The organism is Sphingomonas gilva, assembly GCF_003515075.1.
GTDB lineage: Bacteria > Pseudomonadota > Alphaproteobacteria > Sphingomonadales > Sphingomonadaceae > Sphingomonas > Sphingomonas gilva.
Window position 1 is genome coordinate 501,019 of record NZ_QWLV01000001.1, and the last position, 21,209, is coordinate 522,227.

Consider the following 21,209-nt stretch of genomic DNA (forward strand, 5'->3'; position numbering starts at 1 on the left):
GCCGTTGCCGACGAGCTATAACGTGGCCGCGCCACACCGCAATTTCAAAAACCGCGCATTGACGCGCGCAAACCCCATACTATCGTCACGCAAAACGAAAATGGAGAGGTCGATGCGACGGTTCGAGGGCAGGCGTGCGGTGGTGACCGGCGGCGCATCGGGAATCGGCCGCGCTACCGCGCTGCGTCTGGCCGGCGAAGGCGCCGAGGTGCTGATCGGCGATATCGACGAGGAGGGCGCGAGGGCGGTGGTCGCCGAGGGCGAGGGGCGGATCGCCTTCCAGCGCTGCGACGTGACCGACCCTGGCGACATCGCATCGCTGATGGTGACCGCCGACACGGCCGGCGGCATCGATGCGCTGTTCAACAACGCGGGCGCGGGCGGGACGCGCGCGGTGATCGACGAGATCGACGTCGCCGGCTGGGACGCGACGCAGAACCTGCTGCTCCGCTCGGTCGCGCTGGGCATTCGCGAGGCCGCGCCGCTGATGGCGAAGCGCGGGGGCGGCGCGATCGTCAACACCGCCTCAATCGCTGCGTTGATGTCGGGCGCGGCGCCGACCGCCTATTCGGTGGCGAAGGCGGGCGTGCTGCACCTGAGCCGCATGGCCGCCGCCGACCTCGCGCGCCACCGCATCCGCGTGAACGCGGTGTGCCCTGGTTTCATCACCACCAACATCTTCACCTCGACCGTCGGGATCGAGGGCGAGAAGCGCGACCAGGCCAACAGGGTCATCGCGCAGATGGCGTCGAACGCGCAGCCGATCGCGCGCGCCGGCCTGCCGGAAGACATCGCGGCGGCGGTCGCCTATCTGCTCAGCGACGATGCGAGCTTCGTCACCGGCACGCACATCCTGGTCGATGGCGGCATGGCGGTGGGGATGCGGCACAGTTGGGATCCCGATACGCCCGGCCTGTTCGACAGCCTGGCGGCGTTCGCGGCGTGAGTTCTCAGCACTCCGCCACGCCCGCGCCCCGCGCTTTGTCGGCGCGCAGCCGCTGGTCGTTCGGCCTGGGCAGTTTGGCGTACGGCGTGAAGGACAGCGGATTCGCGACCTTCCTGCTGATCTATTACAATCAGGTGGTGGGCCTGCCGGCTGCGAGCGTGGGCATCGCGATCATGTGCGCGCTGGTGATCGAGGCCTTCGCCGATCCGCTGGTCGGCACGCTGAGCGATCGGACGCGCAGCCGCTGGGGCCGGCGGCATCCGTGGATGTATGCCTCCGCCCTGCCCGTGGCGCTCGGCTGGGTGCTGCTGTTCAACCCGCCGGAGATGGGCGAGGGGGCGACGCTCGTCTATCTGTTCTCCGCGGCGCTGCTGGTGCGGATCGCGCTTTCCATGTTCGAGATACCCTCGGTCGCGCTCGGGCCGGAGCTGTCGAGCGACTATGACGAACGGACAAGGCTCTTTTCCTACCGTTATCTGTTCGGCTGGGGGGCGGGGCTGCTGATGCTGTTCCTCGCTTACGGCGTGTTCCTGGTCCCGAGCCCCGAATATCCCAACGGGCTGACCAATGCCGATGGCTATACCGCCTTCGCGCTGACCGGCGCGGCGATCATGTTCGTCGCGATCATCGTCTCCTCGATCGGCCTGCATCATGAGATTCCGCGCCTGCCAAAGGCCGACGCGAACGTCGCCGGGCTTCGCCAGCATTTCGGCGAATTTGCGGAGAGCATCCGCAACAAGGCGTTTCTGGTGCTGATGGCGGCCGGGCTGTTCGCCTATACCGCGCAGGGCATCTCGTTCGCGCTCTCCAACTATATGTATCCCTTCGTCTGGCGGTTCAGCGGCGGCACGCTGCAGCTGGTGCCGGTGGTGCTGTTCATCGCCGCGATCATCGCGTTCTTCGGCGCGCCCATGCTGGCCAGGCGCGGCGACAAGCCGCGCGTCGCGATGCGGCTGATGGTCGCCAACGGCGTGTTCGCCGCCGCCCCCTATCTGCTCCGCCTCGCCGGCATTCTGCCCGAACCGGGCACGACCGGCCAGGTGGCGATCCTCTTCGTCTTCTTCATCGTCAACACCGCCTGCGGCATCGGCGCCTTCATCGTCGGCGCATCGATGATGGCGGACGTCGTCGAGGATTCGGAAACGCGCACCGGCCGCCGTTCCGAAGGCGTGTTCTTCGCCGGCTCCTTCTTCGTGCAGAAGCTGGTCGGCGGGCTCGGCATCGGCATGGCGGGGCTGATCCTGTGGTTCGCAGGCTTTCCCGACGCGGCCAAACCGGGCGAAGTCGGCGAAGCGACCATCGATCGCCTGACCATCGTCTTCATGGCGCTGCATTTCAGCACCACGATCGCGGCGGCGATCTGCTACCGTTTCTTTCCCTTCGGCCGCGCCGAACACGAGGAACGGCTCGCCCGTGTGCTCCGCGCCGAGGTGGAGGCGGTCGCGCCCTCGCCGCTTAGCGGGCCACCAGCCTGACGAACGCGCTCGATATCCAGCCCGATCGGCACGGGCCTTCATAGCCCTGCGCACGCTCGACCGGGCCCGATACGCCGCAATCGAGATCGGGCTGGCCGGGAGGCGGATAGACCACGCCCAGCCAGCGCTGATCGAGCGAGCGCGAGCAGATGGCGACGCGCATATCGGCGGCGAGCGCATCGACCTTCTCGGCCTCGCCGAACGGGGCGGCGCGCACGTCGAGCGCCTTGGTGTTGACCACCCGCCCGGTGCCGAGACAGGCGTTGAAACGCGGCCCGCCCTCACCGATGCGCACCGGCTGCGCGCCCGGATCGAGCGGCTGCGATTGCGGGGAGACGGGCGGACGCGGATCGCCCGCCTGGCCCGAATTGCCGATCGCGTCGGCGACATCGGTGCCTTGTTGGCAGGCGGCGAGCAGCAGCAGCAGAGGCAAGGCGCGGTTCATGCGCGGCAGCGTAGCTGGTCCCCTGATACTTGTCGAAGGGGTCCGGCACGGTCTAGCCTGTCAGCATCCCCGTTCTGCTGATGGAAATATGCCCATGCGTTCGATCGTCCTTCTGCTTGCCGTTGCCGCGCTCGCCGGCTGCACCGCCGCCGAGAACACGGCGGAAAAGGTGGCGGAGGACGCGCCGGTGGTCGCTAATGTGCTGCTGACCCCCGATGCGAGGGACGTGCACAGCTATGCCATTCCCGCGGAGGCGCGGGTCACGCACGTCGCGCTCGACCTCACCGCCGATTTCGACCGCAAGGTGATGCGCGGCGCCGCCGAGCTGGATGTGCAGGCGGCAGAAGGCGCGGAGAAAATCGTGCTCGACACGCGCGACCTGAAGATCGCGCAGGTCACCAATGGTGAAGGCCAGCCGCTGCCCTATCAGCTCGGCAAGAGCGATCCGATCCACGGCGCGCCGCTGACGGTGCAGCTGAACGGCGCTAACAAGATCCGCATCGCCTATGAAAGCGCGCCCGGCGCCGCGGCGTTGCAATGGCTGGAGCCCAGCCAGACCGCGGGGAAGAAGCATCCCTATCTGTTCAGCCAGGGACAGGCGATCCTCAACCGTAGCTGGATCCCGACCCAGGACAGCCCCGGCATCCGCCAGACCTGGGAGGCGCGGATCACCGTGCCCAAGGGGCTGACAGCGGTGATGAGCGGCGAGGCGCAATCGGCGCTGGGCGAGGACGCGCCCGAGGCGTTCGGCGGCAAGGGCGGGCGCACCTTCACCTATGAGATGAACAAGCCGGTCGCGCCCTATCTGATCGCGCTGGCGGTCGGCGATCTGCGCTTCCAGGCGCTCGGCCCGCGCACCGGGGTGTGGAGCGAGCCATCGACGCTCGAGGCGGCGGCGACCGAGTTCGCCGAGCTCGAAAAGTTCGTCGAGGCGGCCGAGGCGCTCTACGGCCCCTATCGCTGGGGCCGCTACGACGTGCTCGTTCTGCCGCCGAGCTTCCCCTTCGGCGGAATGGAGAATCCGCGGCTGACCTTCGCCACGCCGACCGTGATCGCGGGCGACAAGAGCCTGGTCAGCCTGATCGCGCACGAACTGGCGCACAGCTGGTCGGGCAATCTCGTCACCAATGCGACGTGGAACGATTTCTGGCTGAACGAAGGCTTCACCAGCTATTTCGAGAACCGCATCATGGAGGCGATGTACGGTAAGCGCCGCGCGGCGATGGAGGCCGATCTCGCCTGGACCGCGATGCAGGAGGCGGTGGAGGAGGTCGGCGGACCGGCCTCGCCCGACACCCAGCTCCACCTCAACCTCACGGCCGATCGCGATCCCGATGCGGGGATGACGCAGATCGCCTATGACAAAGGCGCGACCTTCCTGCGCACGATCGAGCAGGCGGTGGGGCGCAACCGCTTCGATGCCTATCTGCGCGGCTATTTCGATCGCCACGCCTTCCAGCCGCAGACCAGCGCGGGCTTCCTGCGCGACATCCGCGAACATCTGATCAAGGGCGACCAGGCGCTGGAGCAAAGGCTGCAGCTCGATCGCTGGGTCTATCAGCCGGGCATTCCGGAGAATGCGGTGCATGTCCGCTCCGATGCCTTCCCAGCGATGGACAAGGCGGCGAAGGCGTTCGCGGAGACGGGCGATATCGGCGCCGTCCCCACCGATCGCGTGACGCAGGAGACGGTGCGCTTCTTGAACCAGCTGCCGCGCGAGCTGCCGGCGGAGCGTCTGGCGGCGCTGGACGAGGCGTTCGGCTTCAACAAGAGCGGCAACAGCGAGGTGCGCTTCGCCTGGCTGATGCTGGCGATCTCCAGCCGCTACCCGCCCGCGCTCGAATCGGCCGATGCCTTCCTCAACAGCATGGGCCGGCGCAAGTTCGTCGCCCCGCTGTTCGAGGCGCTGATGGCCGAGGGTGAATGGGGGCAGGCGGCTGCCAAGCGAATCTATGCGGAAGCACGGCCGGGCTATCACAGCGTGACCACCGGCACGGTCGACGGCATTGTCGGCTGGGATGCGGAATCAAGCGCTGGGGGTGCATAGGTTCGTCATCCCCCATCATGCTGTTCCACCGGTAACCGCAACCATCCAACGGCTCACCGCTTCGCCGCGCCGCCCCCCTGTTTTTCGTTAACCCTGGCTGCATAACCAGCATCACAAGAGTTCGGGGCCTGGGGGTCGCACCACATGATCGGTCGCTTTGCTGCGCGTTTCGCGCTGTTCCTTTCGTTCGGCCTGATCGCGGCCGCACCGGCGCAGGCGCAGTTCTGGCAATGCGTGACCTTCGCGCGCTCGGTCACCGATATCGAGATCCGCGGCAACGCGCATACTTGGTGGGCGCAAGCCGACGGCCGCTACGCGCGCGGGCAGGAGCCCGAGGTCGGCGCGGTGATGGCGTTCAAGAGCTCGGGCAAGATGCGCCTGGGCCATGTCGCCAAGGTCTCAAAGATCGTCAACGACCGCGAGGTGCTGCTGACCCATGCCAACTGGTCTTACCGCGGCGGCGTCGAGCGCGACGTGCGCGCGATCGACGTGTCGGAGGCGGGCGACTGGTCGAAGGTGCAGGTCTGGTATCGCGGCCGCATGGGGATCAGCACCTATCCGATCTACGGCTTCATCTATGATCGCGACGCGGGCGAGGAACTGCCCAAGGTCGAGATGGCCGACGCCGAGCCGAAGGGTGAGGGTCTGCTTCAGTTGGCGAGCCTGATCGAGGGGTATCGGGCGCGGTAGCGTCCTTCGATCCGGGCCCTCGACAAGCTCGGTCCTGCTCAGGATGAACAGCCTGATACGGCCCGTCGATAGGCTCTACTCAGGATGAGTGGGCTTCGACCCGACCTGCTCATCGTATTGAAGGACTATGCCCGCCCCGGCCGGAACACCAGCGACAACCCGTTGATGCAGTGGCGCTTGCCGGTCGGCTCGGGGCCATCGTCGAAGATATGGCCGAGATGCCCGCCGCAGCGGCTGCAATGAACCTCGGTACGCGGGAAGCCGATCTTGAAATCCGTCTTGGTCCCCACCGCCTTGCCATCGATCGGCGCCCAGAAGCTGGGCCAGCCGGTGCCGCTCTCGAACTTGGTCTTCGATGAATAGAGCGCCTGGCCGCAGCCCTTGCAGACGAAGGTGCCGGCGCGCTTTTCCTTGTTGAGCGGGCTCGACCAGGGGCGTTCGGTCGCCGCCTTGCGCAGCACCGCATAGGCCTCCGCGCCGAGCTTCTTCTTCCACTCCGCATCGGTCATGGTCACGGGATATTTCGCCTCGGCGCGCCCGCAGGCGGCGAGCGCGGTCAGCGCGGCGGCGCCGAACAGCATCTGGCGGCGGTCGAATGTCGTGCGGTTCTCCATGCCACTAGATTCGCGCGAACGGGGCAAAAGGTTTCATCGCTTTCCTTCAGCCCCACCCTGCTCGCCACCCCGGAACAAGTCCGGGGTGACGGCTGGTGTTGGGATAGACGTGGCAGATCGCACGTCCCGCACGCTCAATATTTGCCGATCGTCACCGGCAGCTTGCGATAGCCGTGGACGAAGCAGGCGGACACGCGGGTCGGCTCGCCGACTACATTTACCCGCATACGGCGTCTGGCCATCTCCTCCAGCAGCACCGCGATTTGCAGCTCGGCGAGCCGCGCGCCGACGCAGCGATGGATGCCGTGGCCGAAGGCGAGGTTGCGGCGCGCATTGGGGCGATCGACGACAATCCTGTCGGCATCCTCGCCGAACACGCTCTCGTCGCGATTGGCGGAGATGTACCACATGGCGAGCTTGTCGCCCTCCCTGATCTGCTGACCCATGAGCTCGGTATCGGCGGTCGCGGTGCGGCGCATATGGGCGAGCGGCGTCTGCCAGCGGACGATCTCCTGCACGGCATTGTGGATCAGCCCCGGATCGGCCTCCAGCTTGGCGCGCTCATCGGGGAACAGGTCGAGCCCGTAGGCGAGCGCGGACATCGAATTGCGCGTGGTGTCGTTGCCGCCGACGATCAGCAGGATCAGGTTCCCGATGAATTCCATATGGTCCATCTCGGCCATCGCGTCCGAATGGATCATCATCGATATCAGGTCCGGCGTCGGCTCCTTGCCGATCTTCTGGTCCCACAGGTTTTTGAAATAGGCGCCGCATTCGTACATGTGCTGCAGCCGCTGGAGCCTGAGCTCCTCGTTCTTGACCAGCTCGATATCCCCCGCCCAGTCGGACCAGAAGGTCAGCTTGCGGCGATCCTCCCACGGAAAATCGAACAGGATGGCGAGCATCTGCGTGGTCAGCTCGATCGACACGGTATCGACCCAGTCGAATTCCTCGTTCCACGGCAGCGCGTCGAGCACCTCGCTGGTCCGCCTGCGGATATCGTCGGTCATCCGCGCCATCTCTGACGGCGTGAAGGCGGGGGCGACGGTGCGGCGCTGGCCGGTATGCTTGGGCCGGTCCATCGCGATGAACATCGGCATCTTGACGTCGGTCTCGGGCAGGAAATCGGCGATGGTGATGCCGCCGGCCTCCGACGAATAGAGATCGGGCAGCGATTCGACCTCGACGATGCCCTTGTAGGTCGACACCGACCAATAGGGCCCGAACTCGCTATGCTCGCAGCGATAGACCGGTGCCTCGGCGCGCAGGCGGCGGAACGGCTCGTGCCAGGTGTCGTCACGGTAGATTTCGGGCCGACTGACGTCGAGCGGATCGAGCACCGCCGGCTTGGAAAATCGTGTGGTGGTTTCCACTGCTGCTGTCGCCATCGTCCCGCTCCTCTTTGGGAGAGGAAACGCCTTACTGACACTCCTGTCAATGGCGAAACAGGTCAGCCGCGCCCGATCAGCGATGAAAGCTTCATCTTGCCGCCGCTTCCCGATTGCAGCACGCCCCGTCTGAAGGCGCGCGCGCCGATCGAGATGGTGATGGCGAGCCACAGCGCCTGCCAGGCGATGGCGAGCAGATGCGGCCAGATTTCGGGCGAACTGGCCGCTCGCGCCGCCATTGCGAAGGGCGAGCTGAACGGGAATATCTCGGCGAAGGTGGCGAGGCCCGTGCCGGGGCTGGACGCCGCCGCGGCGCTCAGGCCGAACATCGCCACCTGGAAGATGGTGATGGGGAGCGAGAGCATCTGGATCTCGCGCATCGTCGCCGCCTGCGCGCCGACGCCGAGGAACACCGCGCCGAGCAACAGGAAGGCGAGGGCGAAATAGGTCAGGTAGACGAGCGCGAAGGGCAGGATTCCGATTGCCGGCGTGACCGCGCCCAGCGCATTGGCGACATCGCCCGGCAGCAGCGCCGCGCCCTGGGTGATCAGCGTGCCCCAGAAGCCGACGAACAGGATCGCGACACCGAACATGCCGAGCAGCTTGCCGAAGAACACCGCCTCCAGCGGCACCGCGGCGGCGAGCACCTCGATCACCTTGTTGTTGCGCTCTTCGGCGAGCATCCCGACGGTCTGGCCGGCGAGCAGCAGGGTCAGGAAGAAGATCACGAACACCGCGCCGAAACCTGCCGCCTGCTGGCCCGAACGCGTCGCGCGCTCACGCTCGAACGGCCGGATCGTCGCGTTGGAGAGGCGTTCGGCCGTTCCGGCGCGCTCGTTGCGCAGCGCCTGCTCGGCGAGGGTCGCCATATAGGTCCCGGTGCGCTCGCCGGCGACGCCGTGCAGCACGGTCGGACGTTCGAGCGGGCCGTAGAGCACCGCCGACACCTCGATGTCCTCGTCGTTGAACAGCGCGCGCGCCTGCTGGGCGGGATCGACGCTCGTCGGGCGGATCTCGAGCCGGGGCGGCGCTTCGCTTTCGCGGAAGATGCGGCGCAGATCGCGGTCGGCGCGGAGCAGGCGGGCGCCGTCGCCGTCGCCGGCGAGCGCGACCAGCTTGATCCGATCGGTCGAGCTGTCGGCCATGGTCGCGGCGCCCAGCCCGCCGATCGCGCCGAAGCTCAGCATGATCAGCGGCGCGAGCAGGAAGATCAGGAAGGTGGGCGTGAACACCGTCGCGACGAAATCGCGCCGGGCGATGGTCAGCGTCTGGCGCAAGGTGCGGCGCGTGCGGTTCATGCGACGTCTCCCGCATCCGCTTCGCCGACGATGCGGACGAACGCCTCGTGCAGGCCGGGGCGCTCGATCGACAGGCCGGAAATGCCGTGCTTCGCGTCGATCAGCTTGACCAATAGCGGTTCGACGCCGTCATCGGGCACGGTGAAGCGCCAGCCGTCTCCCTCCGCCTCGGCATCGGCGGGCAGCAGCGCGCGGATGCCCTCGTGCGGTGTGTGCGGCACATAATGCGCCTGCATCGGCAGCACGCCGCGCGCCTCGGCCACGGTGCCCTCGAAACGGCGCGTGCCCTTGGCGATGATCGCGAGGCGATCGCACAGCCGCTCGGCATGGGCCATGACATGGGTGGAGAAGAGGATCGTGGCGCCGCGGTCGCGCTGCTTGAGGATCAGCGCCTCCAGCCGTTCCTGGTTGACCGGATCGAGGCCGGAGAAGGGCTCGTCGAGCACCAGCAGTTCGGGTTCGTGAACCACCGATCCGAGCAGCTGGACGAGCTGCGCCATGCCCTTCGACAGCTTCTTGATCTTCTCGTCGATCGCGTGGCCCAGGCCCGCCTCCTCAAGCAGTATCTCGGCGCGTTTGCGGCCTTCCTTCCATTCCAGGCCGCGCAGCGCGCCCATGAAGGCGATCGCCTCGCGCGCCTTCATCGTCGGATAGAGCCCGCGTTCCTCGGGCAGATAGCCGACCCGGTCACCGGCGTCGCGCGGGCGCGATTCGCCGAGCAGGGTGCGGTGGCCGCCATCGGGCTCGATGATACCCAGCACCATGCGCAGCGTCGTCGTCTTGCCCGCGCCATTGGGGCCGAGCACGCCGTAGATCGCGCCGGTCGGGACCGCGAGATCGACGCCCTTGACCACCCGTTTCCCGCCGAAATCCTTGACCAGACCCGAGGCGCTGACCGCCAGTGCTTCACCCACGCGAAATTATCCCCTCGGTCCGCATGCTTTGCGTGGTAGCGGGGCCGAGTGACGGCTGACAAGGATTTGCGCGATCTGATCGCTTGCGAAGCGCAGGCGGCGGGGTTCGCGGCCTGGGGCGTCGCGCGCGCCGACGCCGCGCCGCTGGCCGGCGCGCGCCTGCGCGAATGGCTGGCCCAGGGCATGCACGGCGACATGATCTGGATGGAATCGCGCGCCGATCACCGCGTCTCGCCGCAAGGCTTGTGGCCGGAAGCGCGCTCGGTGATCGCGCTCGGGATGAGCTACGCGCCGCCGCGCGATCCGCTGGCGCTGGCGGGCGAGGGGCGGATCGGCCGGATATCGGCTTATGCGCAGGGCGGCGACTATCACGATACGGTCAAGAGGGCGTTGAAGCAGCTTGCACGCGCGATCGTCGCGGCATCCCCGGACGCCGATGTGAAGGTGTTCGTCGATACCGCGCCGGTGATGGAAAAGCCGCTGGCGGAGGCCGCCGGGCTCGGCTGGCAAGGCAAGCATACCAATCTCGTCAGCCGCAACCATGGCAGCTGGCTCTTCCTCGGCGCGATCTACACCACGCTGGAAATCGAGCCTGACCGGCCGGGGCGCGAGAGCTGCGGATCGTGCGACGCCTGCCAGCGCGCCTGCCCGACCGATGCCTTTCCGGCACCCTTCCGGCTCGATGCGCGGCGCTGCATCAGCTATCTCACCATCGAGCGGAAGGGGCCGATCCCGCGCGAGTTTCGCCGCGCTATCGGCAATCGCATCTATGGCTGCGACGATTGCCTGGCGGTGTGCCCGTGGAACAAGTTCGCCGATGCCGCCGCGGCGAACATCGCATTTGCCGGTCGCGCCGAGCTTGCCGCGCCCGCGCTCGCCGATCTGATCGCGCTCGACGATGCGGACTTTCGACAGGTCTTCGCCGGATCGCCGATCAAGCGGATCGGACGCGACCGGATGGTGCGCAACGCGCTGATCGCCGCGGGAAACAGCGGATCGCTCGGCCTGGTCCCCACCGTCGCGGCGAGACTCGATGACGACAGCCCCGTCGTGCGCGGCGCCGCGGCGTGGGCCCTGGAAGCGCTCGATCCGGCACGCTTCGCCGCCGAGCGGGCGGACCGGCTTGCACGCGAAGACGATCCCGGCGTCATTGCGGAATGGAACGGCTGACACGTTTGTGTATTGTCGCGCGATGCTGCGCCGTCGTCGCGTCATGATCGTTTGTGGGGAGGCGTGATGCACGAAACCACGCTGCGCATTCCCGTGGAAACCAGCGAGGAGAACCGTACCGCGGTGATCCTGGCGCACGACCTTTCGAGCGAGACGGGAGACGAGAAGCTCGATGCGATCACGCGCTTCGCCGCCGCCTTGTGCGGCGCGCCGATCGCGCTGGTCAGCCTGGTCGAAAAGGACCGGCAGCGCTTCCTGGGACGGACGGGGCTGGACGTGACCGAAACTCCGCGCGAGACTTCGTTCTGCGCGCATGCGATGCTCGGCTCCGAACCGATGATCGTCTCCGACGCGACGCGCGATCCGCGCTTTGCGAACAATCCGCTGGTCACGGGACCGACGGGCATCCGCTTCTACGCCGGCATGCCGCTGATCAGTGAAGAAGGCGTGCCGTTGGGCGCGCTCTGCGTGATCGACCGGGTGCCGCGCGGCGGCCTCACGCCGCTGCAGAAGCAGGGCTTGCGCGTGCTGGCGGACGATGTGATGGCGCGGCTCGAGACCCGCCGTCATGCACGCGTGGCGAGGGCGGCGTTCGACGAGAGCGAGGTCAAGTTCCGCGTGCTGGCGGACACGATGCCGCAGATGGTCTGGTCGACCCGGCCCGACGGGTATCATGATTACTATAACGCGCGCTGGTACGAGTTCACCGGAATGCCGCCCGGTTCGACCGACGGGGAGGGCTGGAACGGCATGTTCCATCCCGAGGATCAGGAGCGCGCATGGGAAGTCTGGCGCCACAGCTTGGCGACGGGCGACCCCTATCAGGTCGAATACCGCCTGCGGCACCGCTCGGGCGAGTACCGCTGGACGCTGGGCCGCGCGCTTCCCATCCGCAACGAAGCGCAGGAGATCATTCGCTGGTTCGGCACGTGCACCGACATCCACGAGCACAAGCTGGCGATGGAGGAGCGCGAGGTGATCAGCCAGGAGCTGAGCCACCGGATCAAGAACATCTTCTCGGTGATAGCGGGTCTGATCGGCTTTGCGGCGCGCGCCGATCCGCAGTTTGCCGAGACGGCCAAGGGCTTGCGCGAACGCGTGCTGGCGCTGGGCCGCGCGCATGATTTCGTGCGGCCGCACAGCAGCAAGTCGCGTCCCAGCAGCGCACCCAATTCGCTGATGGGCCTGCTCGAACAGCTGTTCGCGCCCTATGAGAATACGCCCGGCGAGCGGGTGGCGGTGAGCGGCGAGGACGCCGCGATCGACGATCGTTCGGCGACGCCCTTCGCCCTGCTGTTCCACGAGCTCGCAACCAATGCCGCCAAGTACGGCGCGCTGAGCAACGACGACGGGCGGGTGTCGCTGTCGATCGCCGGCTATTCCAACGCGCTGTGGATCGTCTGGAAGGAAACGGGCGGGCCGCCGGTCAAGCGCAAGCCCGCCAATGCCGGCTTCGGATCGCAGCTGCTCGAGCTGAGCGCGGTGCGTCAGCTCGGCGGCAAGGTCGACCGCGCATGGGAGGAGGACGGACTGTGCGTGACGATCGTGGTGCCGCGATCCGCGCTCAGTCGCCAGCCCATGGACGGTTGAGCTGGATCACGGAGGCGTTGCGCCGATCCTCGCCATGGGCCATCGCCGCCGCGGCCAGGATCGCCTCTTCGCCGAACGGTTTGCGCACATAGCAGATGGCGCTCGACGCCGACGCGCCGATCTGCGCCGGGTTGGCCGTGACGAAGACGATCTTGACGCTGTGTTCCTCGGCCAGGGTGCGGGCGATCTCGGGGCCGGTGGGCCCGTCGCGCAGATTGATGTCGACGAACGCCACGTCGCAGCACGCGCCGTGCGCCAGCGCCTCCTGCCGATCGGCGGCGATCGCGACGACATCGTAGCCGCGATCCTCGAGGATCCGCTCCAGGTCGAGCGCCACGAAAATCTCGTCTTCGACGATCAAGGTTCGAATGCGGTTGGACATGTTGGGGACGCTAACAATGCGCCTGCCAATACGTTCCCCTGATCTGGATCAATTTTATCTGCCGCCCCGCCGACGTTGCATCGCGGCAACACAGGAGGCGCGATCGATATCGCGGCCATCGGGTTGGCGCGCATCGATATGGGTGACGACGGGTTCGCCGCTGCCCTTGGGATAGAGATAGGCGTCGAGCACGCAGAACGGGCTGGCGAATTGCAGTTTGCGCGCGCCAACCTCGCGAGTGTCCTTGTCCGGCTTGCCGAACAGACGGGTGAGCGCGGATGCCGATTGCCCCAGGACGCTTTCCAGCCCCGCGGCCGAATAGCGCGGCGGCGGCGGTACGGTGACGCGGCCGGGCGCGGGCGCTGTCGAAGGCGCCACGCATGCCGAGAGCGCGAGGCCGCTCACCAATGCCAAAGCCGTTCTTCTCATTTACGCCACCCCGCATGGAACAGATGCGCCGCCATCGCCGCCCCCAGGATCGGCGCGAACAGATTGACCCCCGGAACCACGAACAGCCCGGTCACGACAAGCCCGAGCAGGAAACGCCGCAGACGCGTCGTCGCGAGCCAGGCACCGACCGCCTCGCGCGGCATGTGACGGACAGCGACCATCTCGCCGAAATCGCGGCCGAGCAGCCATCCGTTGACGATGGCGAAGGCGATCGCGGTTCCGATGCCGGTGATGAGCAGCGCGAGATAGATCGGCGAGGCGAGCAGGTTGAACAGGACGGCGCGCAGGGCCGACGCGATGCTCATCCGCACGGCGGTCGACCAGCGCGGCGCGCGCGCGGAGGCGAGTGTGTCGGCATAATGCCGTTCCTCCACCGCGATCACGACGTCTTCGGCGAACAGCCCCAGCACCGCGATGGCGACGGCGCGGAACAGCAGCCACAGGCTGAGCAGGAGGAGGACGATCGAGGCGGCGGCGGCGAAACCCTGCGCCGTCTCTCCCCAGCCGAACCAGGCGAGCGTCGCGGGAAAGGCGAACCACAGCCCGACGCCCAGCGCGATGAAGATGAGGAACGTCAGCCCCAGCGTCTTCGCCAGCACCTTGAGGATGCGCGGATCGCCGAGCTGGGCGACCGAAAGGGTGAAGGCGCGGATCATCGGCCCCTGATGACGCGGCGGGCCGCATGACGCAATGTTGCGCGGGCGGGGTTGGCGGACTAGGGCGCGACCATCCTGACATTGCGGAGTTTCCGAGTGACCGAACCCAGATACCATGTCGTCGCCATCGGCAACGCCATCGTCGACGTGCTCGCCCAGGCGGACGACGCCTTCATCGCCGCCGAAGGCATGGCCAAGGGTTCGATGCAGCTGGTCTTCTCCCCCGAGGAGGCCGATGCGCTCTACGCCAAGATGGGGCCGGGGCGCGAGGTGTCCGGCGGATCGGCGGCCAACACCATCGCCGGGATCGCCGCGCTGGGCGGCAAGTGCGGCTTCATCGGCCAGGTCGCCGACGATCAGCTGGGCGAGGTGTTCGCGCATGACATCCGCGCGGTCGGGATCGACTACACCACCGCGCCGCGCGCCGGCGATCCGCCGACGGCGCGCTGCCTGATCTTCGTCACGCCCGACGGGCAGCGGACGATGAACACCTATCTGGGGGCGTCGCAGTTCCTGCCCGAATCCGCGCTCGACCTCGATCTGATCCGCGATGGCCAGATCCTCTATCTCGAAGGCTATCTGTGGGACCCGGAGGAGCCGCGTGGCGCGATGCGGCGGGCGATCGCGGTGGCGCGCGAGGCGGGACGTAAGGTCGCCTTCACCCTGTCCGACATATTCTGCATCAGCCGCCACCGCGCCGATTTCCTGCGGCTGCTGGCCGACGGCGATCTCGACATCCTGTTCGCCAACGAGAACGAGCTGCTCTCGCTGACCGAGAGCGACGATTTCGATATGGCGTGCAAGACGGTCGCCGCGCAGGTGCCGGTGCTGGTCGTCACCCGGAGCGAGAAGGGCGCGATCGCGATCTGCGACGGCGAGCGCGCCGAATGCCCCGCCGAGCCGATCGAGAAGGTGGTCGACACCACCGGGGCGGGCGACCTGTTCGCCGCCGGGTTCCTGCACGGCCAGGCGGAGGGCCGATCGGTGGCGGAGTCGCTGCGGCTGGGCGCGATCTGCGCGGCGGAGATCATCTCCCATTACGGTGCGCGGCCGATGGTCGACTTGAAGGCGCTGGCCAAGCAGAAGCTGGGCTGAGAATCCAACCGGACCAGATGAAAAGGGGGGCTTTTCAGCCCCCCTTTTCTGTCAGTGCGTGCCGGGTGTGTGCGGCTCCACCTCGGTGACCGCCTCCACCTCGTGGCTTTCGACGATGCCGCGGCCGAGATGGCTCTTGCGGCGGCTATAGGCGAAGTAGATCACCAGGCCGATCGCGCCCCAGATGGGCAGCACCAGCATCGCATCGAGCGGCAGGTTGAGGAACAGGAACACCGTGCCGGCGATGGTGAGCGGGCCGAGCAGCCAGAGCGCCGGCGTCTTGAACCGGCGCGGCTGGTTCGCCGCCGTCCGGCGCAGGATCATCACCGCGATCGCGACCATCATGAATGCGTAGAGCGTGCCGGCATTGGCGATGTCAGCGAGCCGGCCGACGGGCAGGAAGGCGGCGGCGAACGCAACCGCGGTGCCGGTGATCGCCGTGATGACGTGCGGCGTCTTCCACTTCGGATGCACCTTGCTCCACGATTCGGGCAGCAGCCCGTCGCGGCTCATGACGAAGGCCACGCGGGTCTGGCCGAACAGCAGGATCAGGATGACCGAGGGCAGCGCCAGGAAGGCGGCGATGCCGAGCGCATTGCCGACGCCGGACCAGCCGATCTGACGCAGCACGTGCGCCAGCGCCTCGTTCGAGCAGACCAGCGGCAGCGCGTCCTCCGCATAGGTGGCGCACTGGCGGGCGAGCTCTTCCGAACCGGCCGGGAAAGGGATGCCGTTCGGCCCCATGATCGGCTGGCCGCCGACGGTGCCGATCGCGCCCGCAGCGACGAGGATGTAGAAGACGGTGCAGAACAGGAGCGAGCCGACCAGGCCGATCGGCACGTTGCGCTGCGGATCCTTGGTCTCCTCCGCCGCGGTCGAGACCGCATCGAAGCCGACATAGGCGAAGAAGATCGTCGCCGCCGCGCCGACCGCGCCCAGGCCGGAGCCGAAGCCGCCGAACACGCCGGCGGGGAGGAAGGGGTTGAACTTGTCGCTGGAGAAGGCGTCCGACGGCAGGGTCAGGGCGATGAACGCGGTGAGCGCGGTCACCTTGATCGCCACCAGCACGGCGTTGACGCGCGCGCTTTCGGTGGTGCCGATCATCAGCAGCCAGGTGATGAGCAGCGCGATGGCCACGGCGGGCAGGTTGATGAAGCCGCCTTCGATGCCGCCAAGCGCAAGCGGCGCGCCGGCGAGGAAGGCGGGCAGCTCGAATCCCAGGAACTGGTTCAATATCGTGCCGGAGAAATAGCCGGACCACCCGACCGACACCGCGCTCGCCGCGACCGCATATTCGAGGACAAGGGCCCAGCCGACCGTCCAGGCGAGAATCTCGCCCATGGTCGAATAGGTATAGGTGTAGGCCGAGCCCGCGACCGGGATCATCGCCGCGATCTCCGCATAGCAGAGCGCGGCGACGATGCAGATCAGGCCGGCGATGGCGAAGGCGAGCATCAGGCCGGGGCCGGCCTTCTGCGCGCCGGCCGCGGTCAGCACGAAGATGCCCGTGCCGATGACGCAGCCGATGCCGAACAGGGTCAGCTGGAACCAGCCGAGCGAGCGGTGGAGTGACTTCTTTTCTGCTGTCGCGAGAATCGCGTCGAGTGGCTTTACGCGCCCGAATATCATTACATATCCCCCCGGGGAGAAGCGGCCTTGGCGGCCGGATTTTTGGCTGCGGCGGAGCCTAGTCGCAAAAGCTGCGCGCGCAAGCGCCTAATGCCGCTGCCGCATGTCCCAATCGGGAGAACGCTTCCTTCATCGTCACCCCGGACCTGTTCCGGGGGTGACGGTGGATTATCAAGGGCCGGATCGCGGTTCGGTGAAAGCATGGCGGCCATTCATCTCGCCAGCATCGGCCCCAGCGGGCGGCCGGCGAAGATGTGGATGTGGAGATGGGCGATCTCCTGATGGCCGTGCTGCCCGACATTGACGAGCAGGCGGTAGCCGGGCGCGACCAGCCCGGCCTCGCGCGCGACATGGCCGACGGCGCGCATCACGCCGGCGATCTCCGCATCGGACGCCTTGGCGGTGAAATCGTCCCACGAGACGTAGGGGTTGCGGGGGATCACCAGGATGTGCGTCGGCGCCTGCGGGTTGATGTCGTGGAAGGCGACGACGAAATCGTCCTCATAGACGCGCTTCGACGGAATCTCGTCGCGCAGCAGCTTCGCGAAGATGTTCTGATCGTCATAGGGCTGGGTGGCGTCGATGGGCATGGCGGCCTCCGATTCGAGCGGTCCGGAAGGTGAGGAAGGTGAGACTAGGTGCCCCCTCATTCCCCCTCCCCCGCGAACGGTGCCGGAAGCGGTTCGAGCGGGGCGAGGACTGAGACATGACCCAGTGCTGCCAGCCGAAATCCTATTAGGAAAGCCCTAAATCACGTCCCGCGGCTCGCCTTCTCGTCCAGCCCCGACACGCCTTCGCGGCGCGCAAGCTCTGCGCGGACATCGTCGAGCGTCAGCCCGGCATCGGCGAGCAGCACGATCAGGTGGAACATCAGATCGGCCGCCTCGGAGGCGATCGCCGGCTTGTTGCCGCCGATCGCGGCGATCACCGTCTCGACCGCCTCCTCGCCGAGCTTCTGCGCGATCTTGGCGCGGCCCTGCGCGGTCAGGCGGGCGACATAGGAGGCGTCGGGATTGCCCTTGCGGCGCAGCCCGACGATGTCTTCGAGGGTGGCGAATATATCGGCCATGACCGTACCTTAGGCGAGAGGCCGCCGAACGGGAATGCCCGCCGCGGCGAGGGCGGCGTGGGCGTCGGCGATGCTCGCCTCGCCGAAATGGAAGATCGAGGCGGCGAGGACCGCCGAGGCGTGTCCGTCGCGGACGCCCTCGACGAGATGGTCGAGGTTGCCGACGCCGCCGCTCGCAACCACGGGCACGTCCACTTGATCGGCGATGGTGCGGATGAGGGCGAGGTCGTAGCCGTCCTTCGTGCCGTCGCGGTCCATCGAGGTGACGAGCAGCTCGCCCGCGCCGAGGCGCGCGAGGTCGAGCGCGTGCTCCACCGCGTCGCGCCCGGTCTCGCGGCGGCCGCCATGGGTGAACACCTCCCAGCGATCCCCCGTTTTGCGGGCATCGACCGAGGCGACGACGCACTGGCTGCCGAAGCGGTCGGCGATCTCGGCGACGACTTCGGGGCGCGCGACGGCGGCGGAGTTGACCGCGACCTTGTCCGCGCCGGCGAGCAGCAGTGCGCGCGCGTCCTCGGCGGAGCGGACGCCGCCGCCGACGGTCAGCGGCATGAAGCATACCTCGGCAGTGCGGCGGACGACGTCGATCAGCGTGCCGCGGCCTTCATGGGAAGCGGAGATGTCGAGGAAGCAGAGTTCGTCCGCGCCGGCGGCGTCATAGGCGCGCGCCTGCTCGACCGGATCGCCCGCGTCGCGCAGCGCGACGAAGTTGACGCCCTTGACGACGCGGCCGTCGGCGACGTCGAGACAGGGGATGACGCGGGCGCGGAGGGTCATCGACTGTCCCCCTCCCTTTCAAGGGAGGGGCAAGGGGAGGGTGCGCGCGTCTGCGCGCCCAAAAGACTCCTCTGCGCCCAGACCGGAGCGCCGAACGAGGCATCGAGCCTCGCCCGCCGCTTCACCCACCCCCAACCCCTCCCTTGAAAGGGAGGGGCTTTCTCAGGAGCGCGGATCACGCCCCCCGCTCCGCCGCCGCCAGCGCCGCGGCCAGGTCTAGCCGGCCGTCGTAGAGGGCGCGGCCGGTGATGACGCCTTCGATCCCGTCGCGGGCGTGGAGGGCGAGCATGTAGATGTCGGATATGCCTTTCACCCCGCCACTGGCGATGACGGGGATGTCCACCGCGCGGGCGAGGTCGACGGTCGCCTCCAGGTTGACGCCCTTGAGGAGCCCGTCGCGGCCGACATCGGTGAAGAGGAGCGCGGCGACGCCCGCATCCTCGAAACGGCGGGCGAGATCGAGGACGCTGGTGTCCGACACATCGGCCCAGCCCTGGGTAGCGACCATGCCGTCCCTGGCGTCCACCGCGACGACGATGCCGCCGGGAAAATCGGCCGCCGCGCCCCTGACCAGATCGGGATCGGTAAGGGCCGCGGTGCCGATGACCACGCGCGCGACGCCGAGTTCGAACCAGCGTTCGATGCTGTCGCGCGTGCGGATGCCGCCGCCCAGCTGGACGTAGCCGGGGAAGGCCTGGACGATGCGGCGCACCGCTTCGCCATTGACCGAACCGCCCGCGAAGGCGCCGTCGAGATCGACGACATGGAGGTGCCCGGCGCCGGCCCCGGCGAACAGCATCGCCTGTTGGGCGGGATCGTCGCCATAGACGGTGGCGCGGTCCATATCGCCCTCGGCGAGACGGACGACCTGGCCTGCCTTCAGGTCGATCGCGGGGAAGACGATGAGGGTCATAAATCCTCCCCCAGCCTGCTGGGGGAGGGGGACCGCCGAAGGCGGTGGAGGGGGGATCGCCACAGGCGCAGCGTGCGCGGCGGAGCCCCCTCCACCGTCCTGCGGACGGTCCCCCTCCCCCGCTTTGCGGGGGAGGATCTTCCTAAGGCGCCCATGCCAGGAACCTTTCCAGGAGCGCGATGCCGTAGCGCTGGCTCTTTTCGGGGTGGAACTGGACGCCGGCGAGATTGTCGCGGCCGATCGCGGCGGTGATCGGCCCGCCGTGATCGGTGGTGGCGATCACGCCTTCGCCCACAAACGCGAAGCCGTGGAGGAAATAGGCTTCTCCCGGCTCGATCAACGGGTGTGGCAGCGTGGGCGTCACGTCGTTCCAGCCCATATGCGGCACGCGCTTGCCGGGCGCGGGGGGGATCGCGGCGACGGTGCCGGGAAGCCAGCCCAGCCCCTCGTCGCCGCCCAGTTCCTCGCCGCGCGTCGCCATCAGCTGCATGCCCACGCAGATGCCGAGGAAGGGGCGTGCGCGCTCGATCGCGGCCTCCTCGAGCGCCTCGACCATGCCGGGCACGGCGCGCAGCCCCCGCGCGCACGCGCCGAACGCGCCGACGCCGGGGAGGACGATGCGATCAGCATCGCGCACGACCGCCGGCTGGGCGGTGACGGCGACGTTGACGGCGCCCGCGGCCTTCAACGCGTTCGCCACCGAATGCAGGTTGCCCGCGCCGTAGTCGACCAGCGCGAGCGTCATGCCAGCAGATCGGCGAGGGCCGGATGCGCCATGCTGGCGGCGAACTCGCTCACCTCGATCGTCGCGACGCCCTCGGCGACGAAGGGATCGGTGGCGGCGAGCGCCTCGACGTCCGCCTTGCGCCCCCGGCAGACGATGATCCCGCCGGTCCGCGGCTCGCGGCGCCCGCACACGACGATCAGATCCTCGGCGAACAGCTGCCTGAGCCATGCGCCATGCGCCGGCATCAGCGCATCGATTCGCTCGATCGGCGCGCAATAGGTGAGCATGATCAGGCAGAGCGGCGTGCCTGGGCGGACGATGTCGCTCACAACATCCCCTTGGTGCTGGGGACGGCGTCCGCCTTGCGCGGATCGATCTCGACGGCTGTGCGCAAGGAGCGCGCCAGCCCCTTGAAGGCGCTTTCGATGATGTGGTGGTTGTTCTTGCCGTAGAGCGTCTCGACATGGAGCGTCAGCCCGGCAGAGCCCGCGAAGCTGTGGAACCAGTGCTCGAACAGCTCGGTGTCCATCTCGCCGAGGCGCGGCTGGCTGAACTCGCAGGCCCAGACGAGGAAGGGACGGCCCGAAATGTCGAGCGCGACGCGGGTCAGCGTCTCGTCCATCGGGCTCAATGCGTCGCCGTAGCGGCGGATGCCCTTCTTATCGCCAAGCGCCTGCGCCACCGCCTCGCCGATGGCGATGCCGGTATCCTCGGTGGTGTGGTGCTGGTCGATGTGGAGATCGCCGACGGCCTTCACGCTCAAATCGATCAGCGAATGGCGCGACAGCTGCTCCAGCATGTGATCGAGGAAGCCGATGCCGGTCGAGATGTCGTAAGCGCCGACGCCGTCCAAGTTGACGGTGACGTCGATCGAAGTCTCCTTCGTCGCGCGGGAGATGGTCGCCTGGCGCATGAGCGCCCTCATAGCGTCGCT

Annotated in this window: 23 protein-coding genes; 7 read left to right on the forward strand and 16 right to left on the reverse strand. The window is 67.8% G+C overall.

Annotated features, from left to right (window positions below; all coding sequences use genetic code 11):
- Positions 1–112 precede the first annotated feature (112 nt).
- Together D1610_RS02445 and D1610_RS02450 are read left to right on the forward strand one after the other, a co-directional pair.
- Positions 113–946: an SDR family NAD(P)-dependent oxidoreductase gene (locus D1610_RS02445; protein ID WP_118862950.1), complete on the forward strand. Its 834-nt coding sequence runs from the start codon at positions 113–115 to the stop codon at positions 944–946.
- Positions 943–2,421, forward strand: coding sequence for an MFS transporter (locus D1610_RS02450; protein ID WP_118862518.1), 1,479 nt, complete (start codon positions 943–945; stop codon positions 2,419–2,421). The genes D1610_RS02445 and D1610_RS02450 overlap by 4 nt, the downstream gene beginning before the upstream one ends.
- Here the strand turns inward: D1610_RS02450 and D1610_RS02455 are convergent.
- Positions 2,402–2,866, reverse strand: coding sequence for a hypothetical protein (locus D1610_RS02455; RefSeq protein ID WP_118862519.1), 465 nt, complete (start codon positions 2,864–2,866; stop codon positions 2,402–2,404). The genes D1610_RS02450 and D1610_RS02455 overlap by 20 nt on opposite strands.
- Before the next feature lie 94 nt (positions 2,867–2,960).
- Between D1610_RS02455 and D1610_RS02460 the strand changes: the two genes are divergently transcribed.
- Together D1610_RS02460 and D1610_RS02465 are read left to right on the forward strand one after the other, a co-directional pair.
- Positions 2,961–4,913, forward strand: coding sequence for a M1 family metallopeptidase (locus tag D1610_RS02460; RefSeq protein WP_118862520.1), 1,953 nt, complete (start codon positions 2,961–2,963; stop codon positions 4,911–4,913).
- Positions 4,914–5,057: 144 nt separating this feature from the next.
- A complete protein-coding gene (locus tag D1610_RS02465; protein ID WP_118862521.1) occupies positions 5,058–5,603 on the forward strand; it encodes a CHAP domain-containing protein in 546 nt (181 codons plus the stop codon).
- Positions 5,604–5,728: 125 nt separating this feature from the next.
- On the opposite strand, the gene msrB is transcribed toward D1610_RS02465, so the two are convergent.
- The 4 genes from msrB to D1610_RS02485 all read right to left on the reverse strand — a co-directional run bounded on the left by msrB (position 5,729) and on the right by D1610_RS02485 (position 9,817).
- On the reverse strand, positions 5,729–6,217 hold the full coding sequence (msrB, locus tag D1610_RS02470; protein WP_118862522.1) for a peptide-methionine (R)-S-oxide reductase MsrB: 489 nt from the start codon (positions 6,215–6,217) through the stop codon (positions 5,729–5,731).
- Between the two features lie 134 nt (positions 6,218–6,351).
- Entirely contained in the window at positions 6,352–7,605 is a 1,254-nt protein-coding gene (locus tag D1610_RS02475; RefSeq protein ID WP_118862523.1) for a cytochrome P450, read from the reverse strand.
- A gap of 62 nt (positions 7,606–7,667) precedes the next feature.
- A complete protein-coding gene (locus tag D1610_RS02480; protein ID WP_118862524.1) occupies positions 7,668–8,903 on the reverse strand; it encodes an ABC transporter permease in 1,236 nt (411 codons plus the stop codon).
- Positions 8,900–9,817: an ABC transporter ATP-binding protein gene (locus D1610_RS02485; protein ID WP_118862525.1), complete on the reverse strand. Its 918-nt coding sequence runs from the start codon at positions 9,815–9,817 to the stop codon at positions 8,900–8,902. Before D1610_RS02485 ends, D1610_RS02480 begins: the two co-directional genes overlap by 4 nt.
- 48 nt (positions 9,818–9,865) lie before the next feature.
- On the opposite strand from D1610_RS02485, the gene queG reads away from it, so the two are divergent.
- Together queG and D1610_RS02495 are read left to right on the forward strand one after the other, a co-directional pair.
- Positions 9,866–10,987 (forward strand): tRNA epoxyqueuosine(34) reductase QueG, encoded by a 1,122-nt coding sequence (gene queG, locus D1610_RS02490; RefSeq protein WP_222926913.1) that lies wholly within the window; start codon positions 9,866–9,868, stop codon positions 10,985–10,987.
- Positions 10,988–11,053: 66 nt separating this feature from the next.
- Positions 11,054–12,577, forward strand: a complete 1,524-nt coding sequence (locus D1610_RS02495; RefSeq protein ID WP_118862526.1) for a sensor histidine kinase — start codon at positions 11,054–11,056, stop codon at positions 12,575–12,577.
- Here D1610_RS02495 and D1610_RS02500 read toward each other — a convergent pair.
- From D1610_RS02500 to D1610_RS02510, 3 genes are read right to left on the reverse strand one after another with little or no spacing between them, the layout of a single operon-like run.
- Positions 12,552–12,959 (reverse strand): response regulator, encoded by a 408-nt coding sequence (locus D1610_RS02500; RefSeq protein ID WP_118862527.1) that lies wholly within the window; start codon positions 12,957–12,959, stop codon positions 12,552–12,554. The two genes, D1610_RS02495 and D1610_RS02500, sit on opposite strands and share 26 nt — an antisense overlap.
- 54 nt (positions 12,960–13,013) lie before the next feature.
- Positions 13,014–13,388 (reverse strand): hypothetical protein, encoded by a 375-nt coding sequence (locus tag D1610_RS02505; protein ID WP_118862528.1) that lies wholly within the window; start codon positions 13,386–13,388, stop codon positions 13,014–13,016.
- Complete coding sequence (locus D1610_RS02510) at positions 13,385–14,065, reverse strand: EI24 domain-containing protein (RefSeq protein WP_118862529.1); 681 nt, start codon at positions 14,063–14,065, stop codon at positions 13,385–13,387. Before D1610_RS02510 ends, D1610_RS02505 begins: the two co-directional genes overlap by 4 nt.
- A gap of 96 nt (positions 14,066–14,161) precedes the next feature.
- Here D1610_RS02510 and D1610_RS02515 point away from each other — a divergent pair, with 96 nt between their 5' ends.
- Positions 14,162–15,160 carry an adenosine kinase gene (locus D1610_RS02515; protein ID WP_118862530.1) on the forward strand — a complete coding sequence of 333 codons (999 nt, stop codon included), beginning with the start codon at positions 14,162–14,164 and terminating at the stop codon, positions 15,158–15,160.
- A gap of 51 nt (positions 15,161–15,211) precedes the next feature.
- On the opposite strand, the gene D1610_RS02520 is transcribed toward D1610_RS02515, so the two are convergent.
- The 8 genes from D1610_RS02520 to hisB form a co-directional block, all read right to left on the reverse strand.
- Positions 15,212–16,789, reverse strand: coding sequence for an amino acid permease (locus tag D1610_RS02520; RefSeq protein WP_118862531.1), 1,578 nt, complete (start codon positions 16,787–16,789; stop codon positions 15,212–15,214).
- A 212-nt stretch (positions 16,790–17,001) separates the two neighbouring features.
- Positions 17,002–17,379 carry a histidine triad nucleotide-binding protein gene (locus D1610_RS02525; RefSeq protein WP_118862532.1) on the reverse strand — a complete coding sequence of 126 codons (378 nt, stop codon included), beginning with the start codon at positions 17,377–17,379 and terminating at the stop codon, positions 17,002–17,004.
- Positions 17,380–17,540: 161 nt separating this feature from the next.
- Positions 17,541–17,858 (reverse strand): phosphoribosyl-ATP diphosphatase, encoded by a 318-nt coding sequence (locus tag D1610_RS02530; RefSeq protein ID WP_118862533.1) that lies wholly within the window; start codon positions 17,856–17,858, stop codon positions 17,541–17,543.
- 9 nt (positions 17,859–17,867) lie between these two features.
- On the reverse strand, positions 17,868–18,635 hold the full coding sequence (gene hisF, locus D1610_RS02535; RefSeq protein ID WP_118862534.1) for an imidazole glycerol phosphate synthase subunit HisF: 768 nt from the start codon (positions 18,633–18,635) through the stop codon (positions 17,868–17,870).
- A gap of 175 nt (positions 18,636–18,810) precedes the next feature.
- Positions 18,811–19,548 carry a 1-(5-phosphoribosyl)-5-[(5-phosphoribosylamino)methylideneamino]imidazole-4-carboxamide isomerase gene (gene hisA / locus D1610_RS02540; RefSeq protein ID WP_118862535.1) on the reverse strand — a complete coding sequence of 246 codons (738 nt, stop codon included), beginning with the start codon at positions 19,546–19,548 and terminating at the stop codon, positions 18,811–18,813.
- A 142-nt stretch (positions 19,549–19,690) separates the two neighbouring features.
- Positions 19,691–20,293 (reverse strand): imidazole glycerol phosphate synthase subunit HisH, encoded by a 603-nt coding sequence (gene hisH / locus D1610_RS02545; RefSeq protein WP_118862536.1) that lies wholly within the window; start codon positions 20,291–20,293, stop codon positions 19,691–19,693.
- The gene (locus tag D1610_RS02550; protein ID WP_245941936.1) at positions 20,290–20,604 is read right to left on the reverse strand and encodes a YciI family protein; all 315 of its coding nucleotides are present in this window, start codon (positions 20,602–20,604) and stop codon (positions 20,290–20,292) included. Before D1610_RS02550 ends, hisH begins: the two co-directional genes overlap by 4 nt.
- Positions 20,601–21,188 carry an imidazoleglycerol-phosphate dehydratase HisB gene (gene hisB, locus D1610_RS02555; RefSeq protein ID WP_118862538.1) on the reverse strand — a complete coding sequence of 196 codons (588 nt, stop codon included), beginning with the start codon at positions 21,186–21,188 and terminating at the stop codon, positions 20,601–20,603. Before hisB ends, D1610_RS02550 begins: the two co-directional genes overlap by 4 nt.
- Between the last annotated feature and the right edge of the window lie 21 nt (positions 21,189–21,209).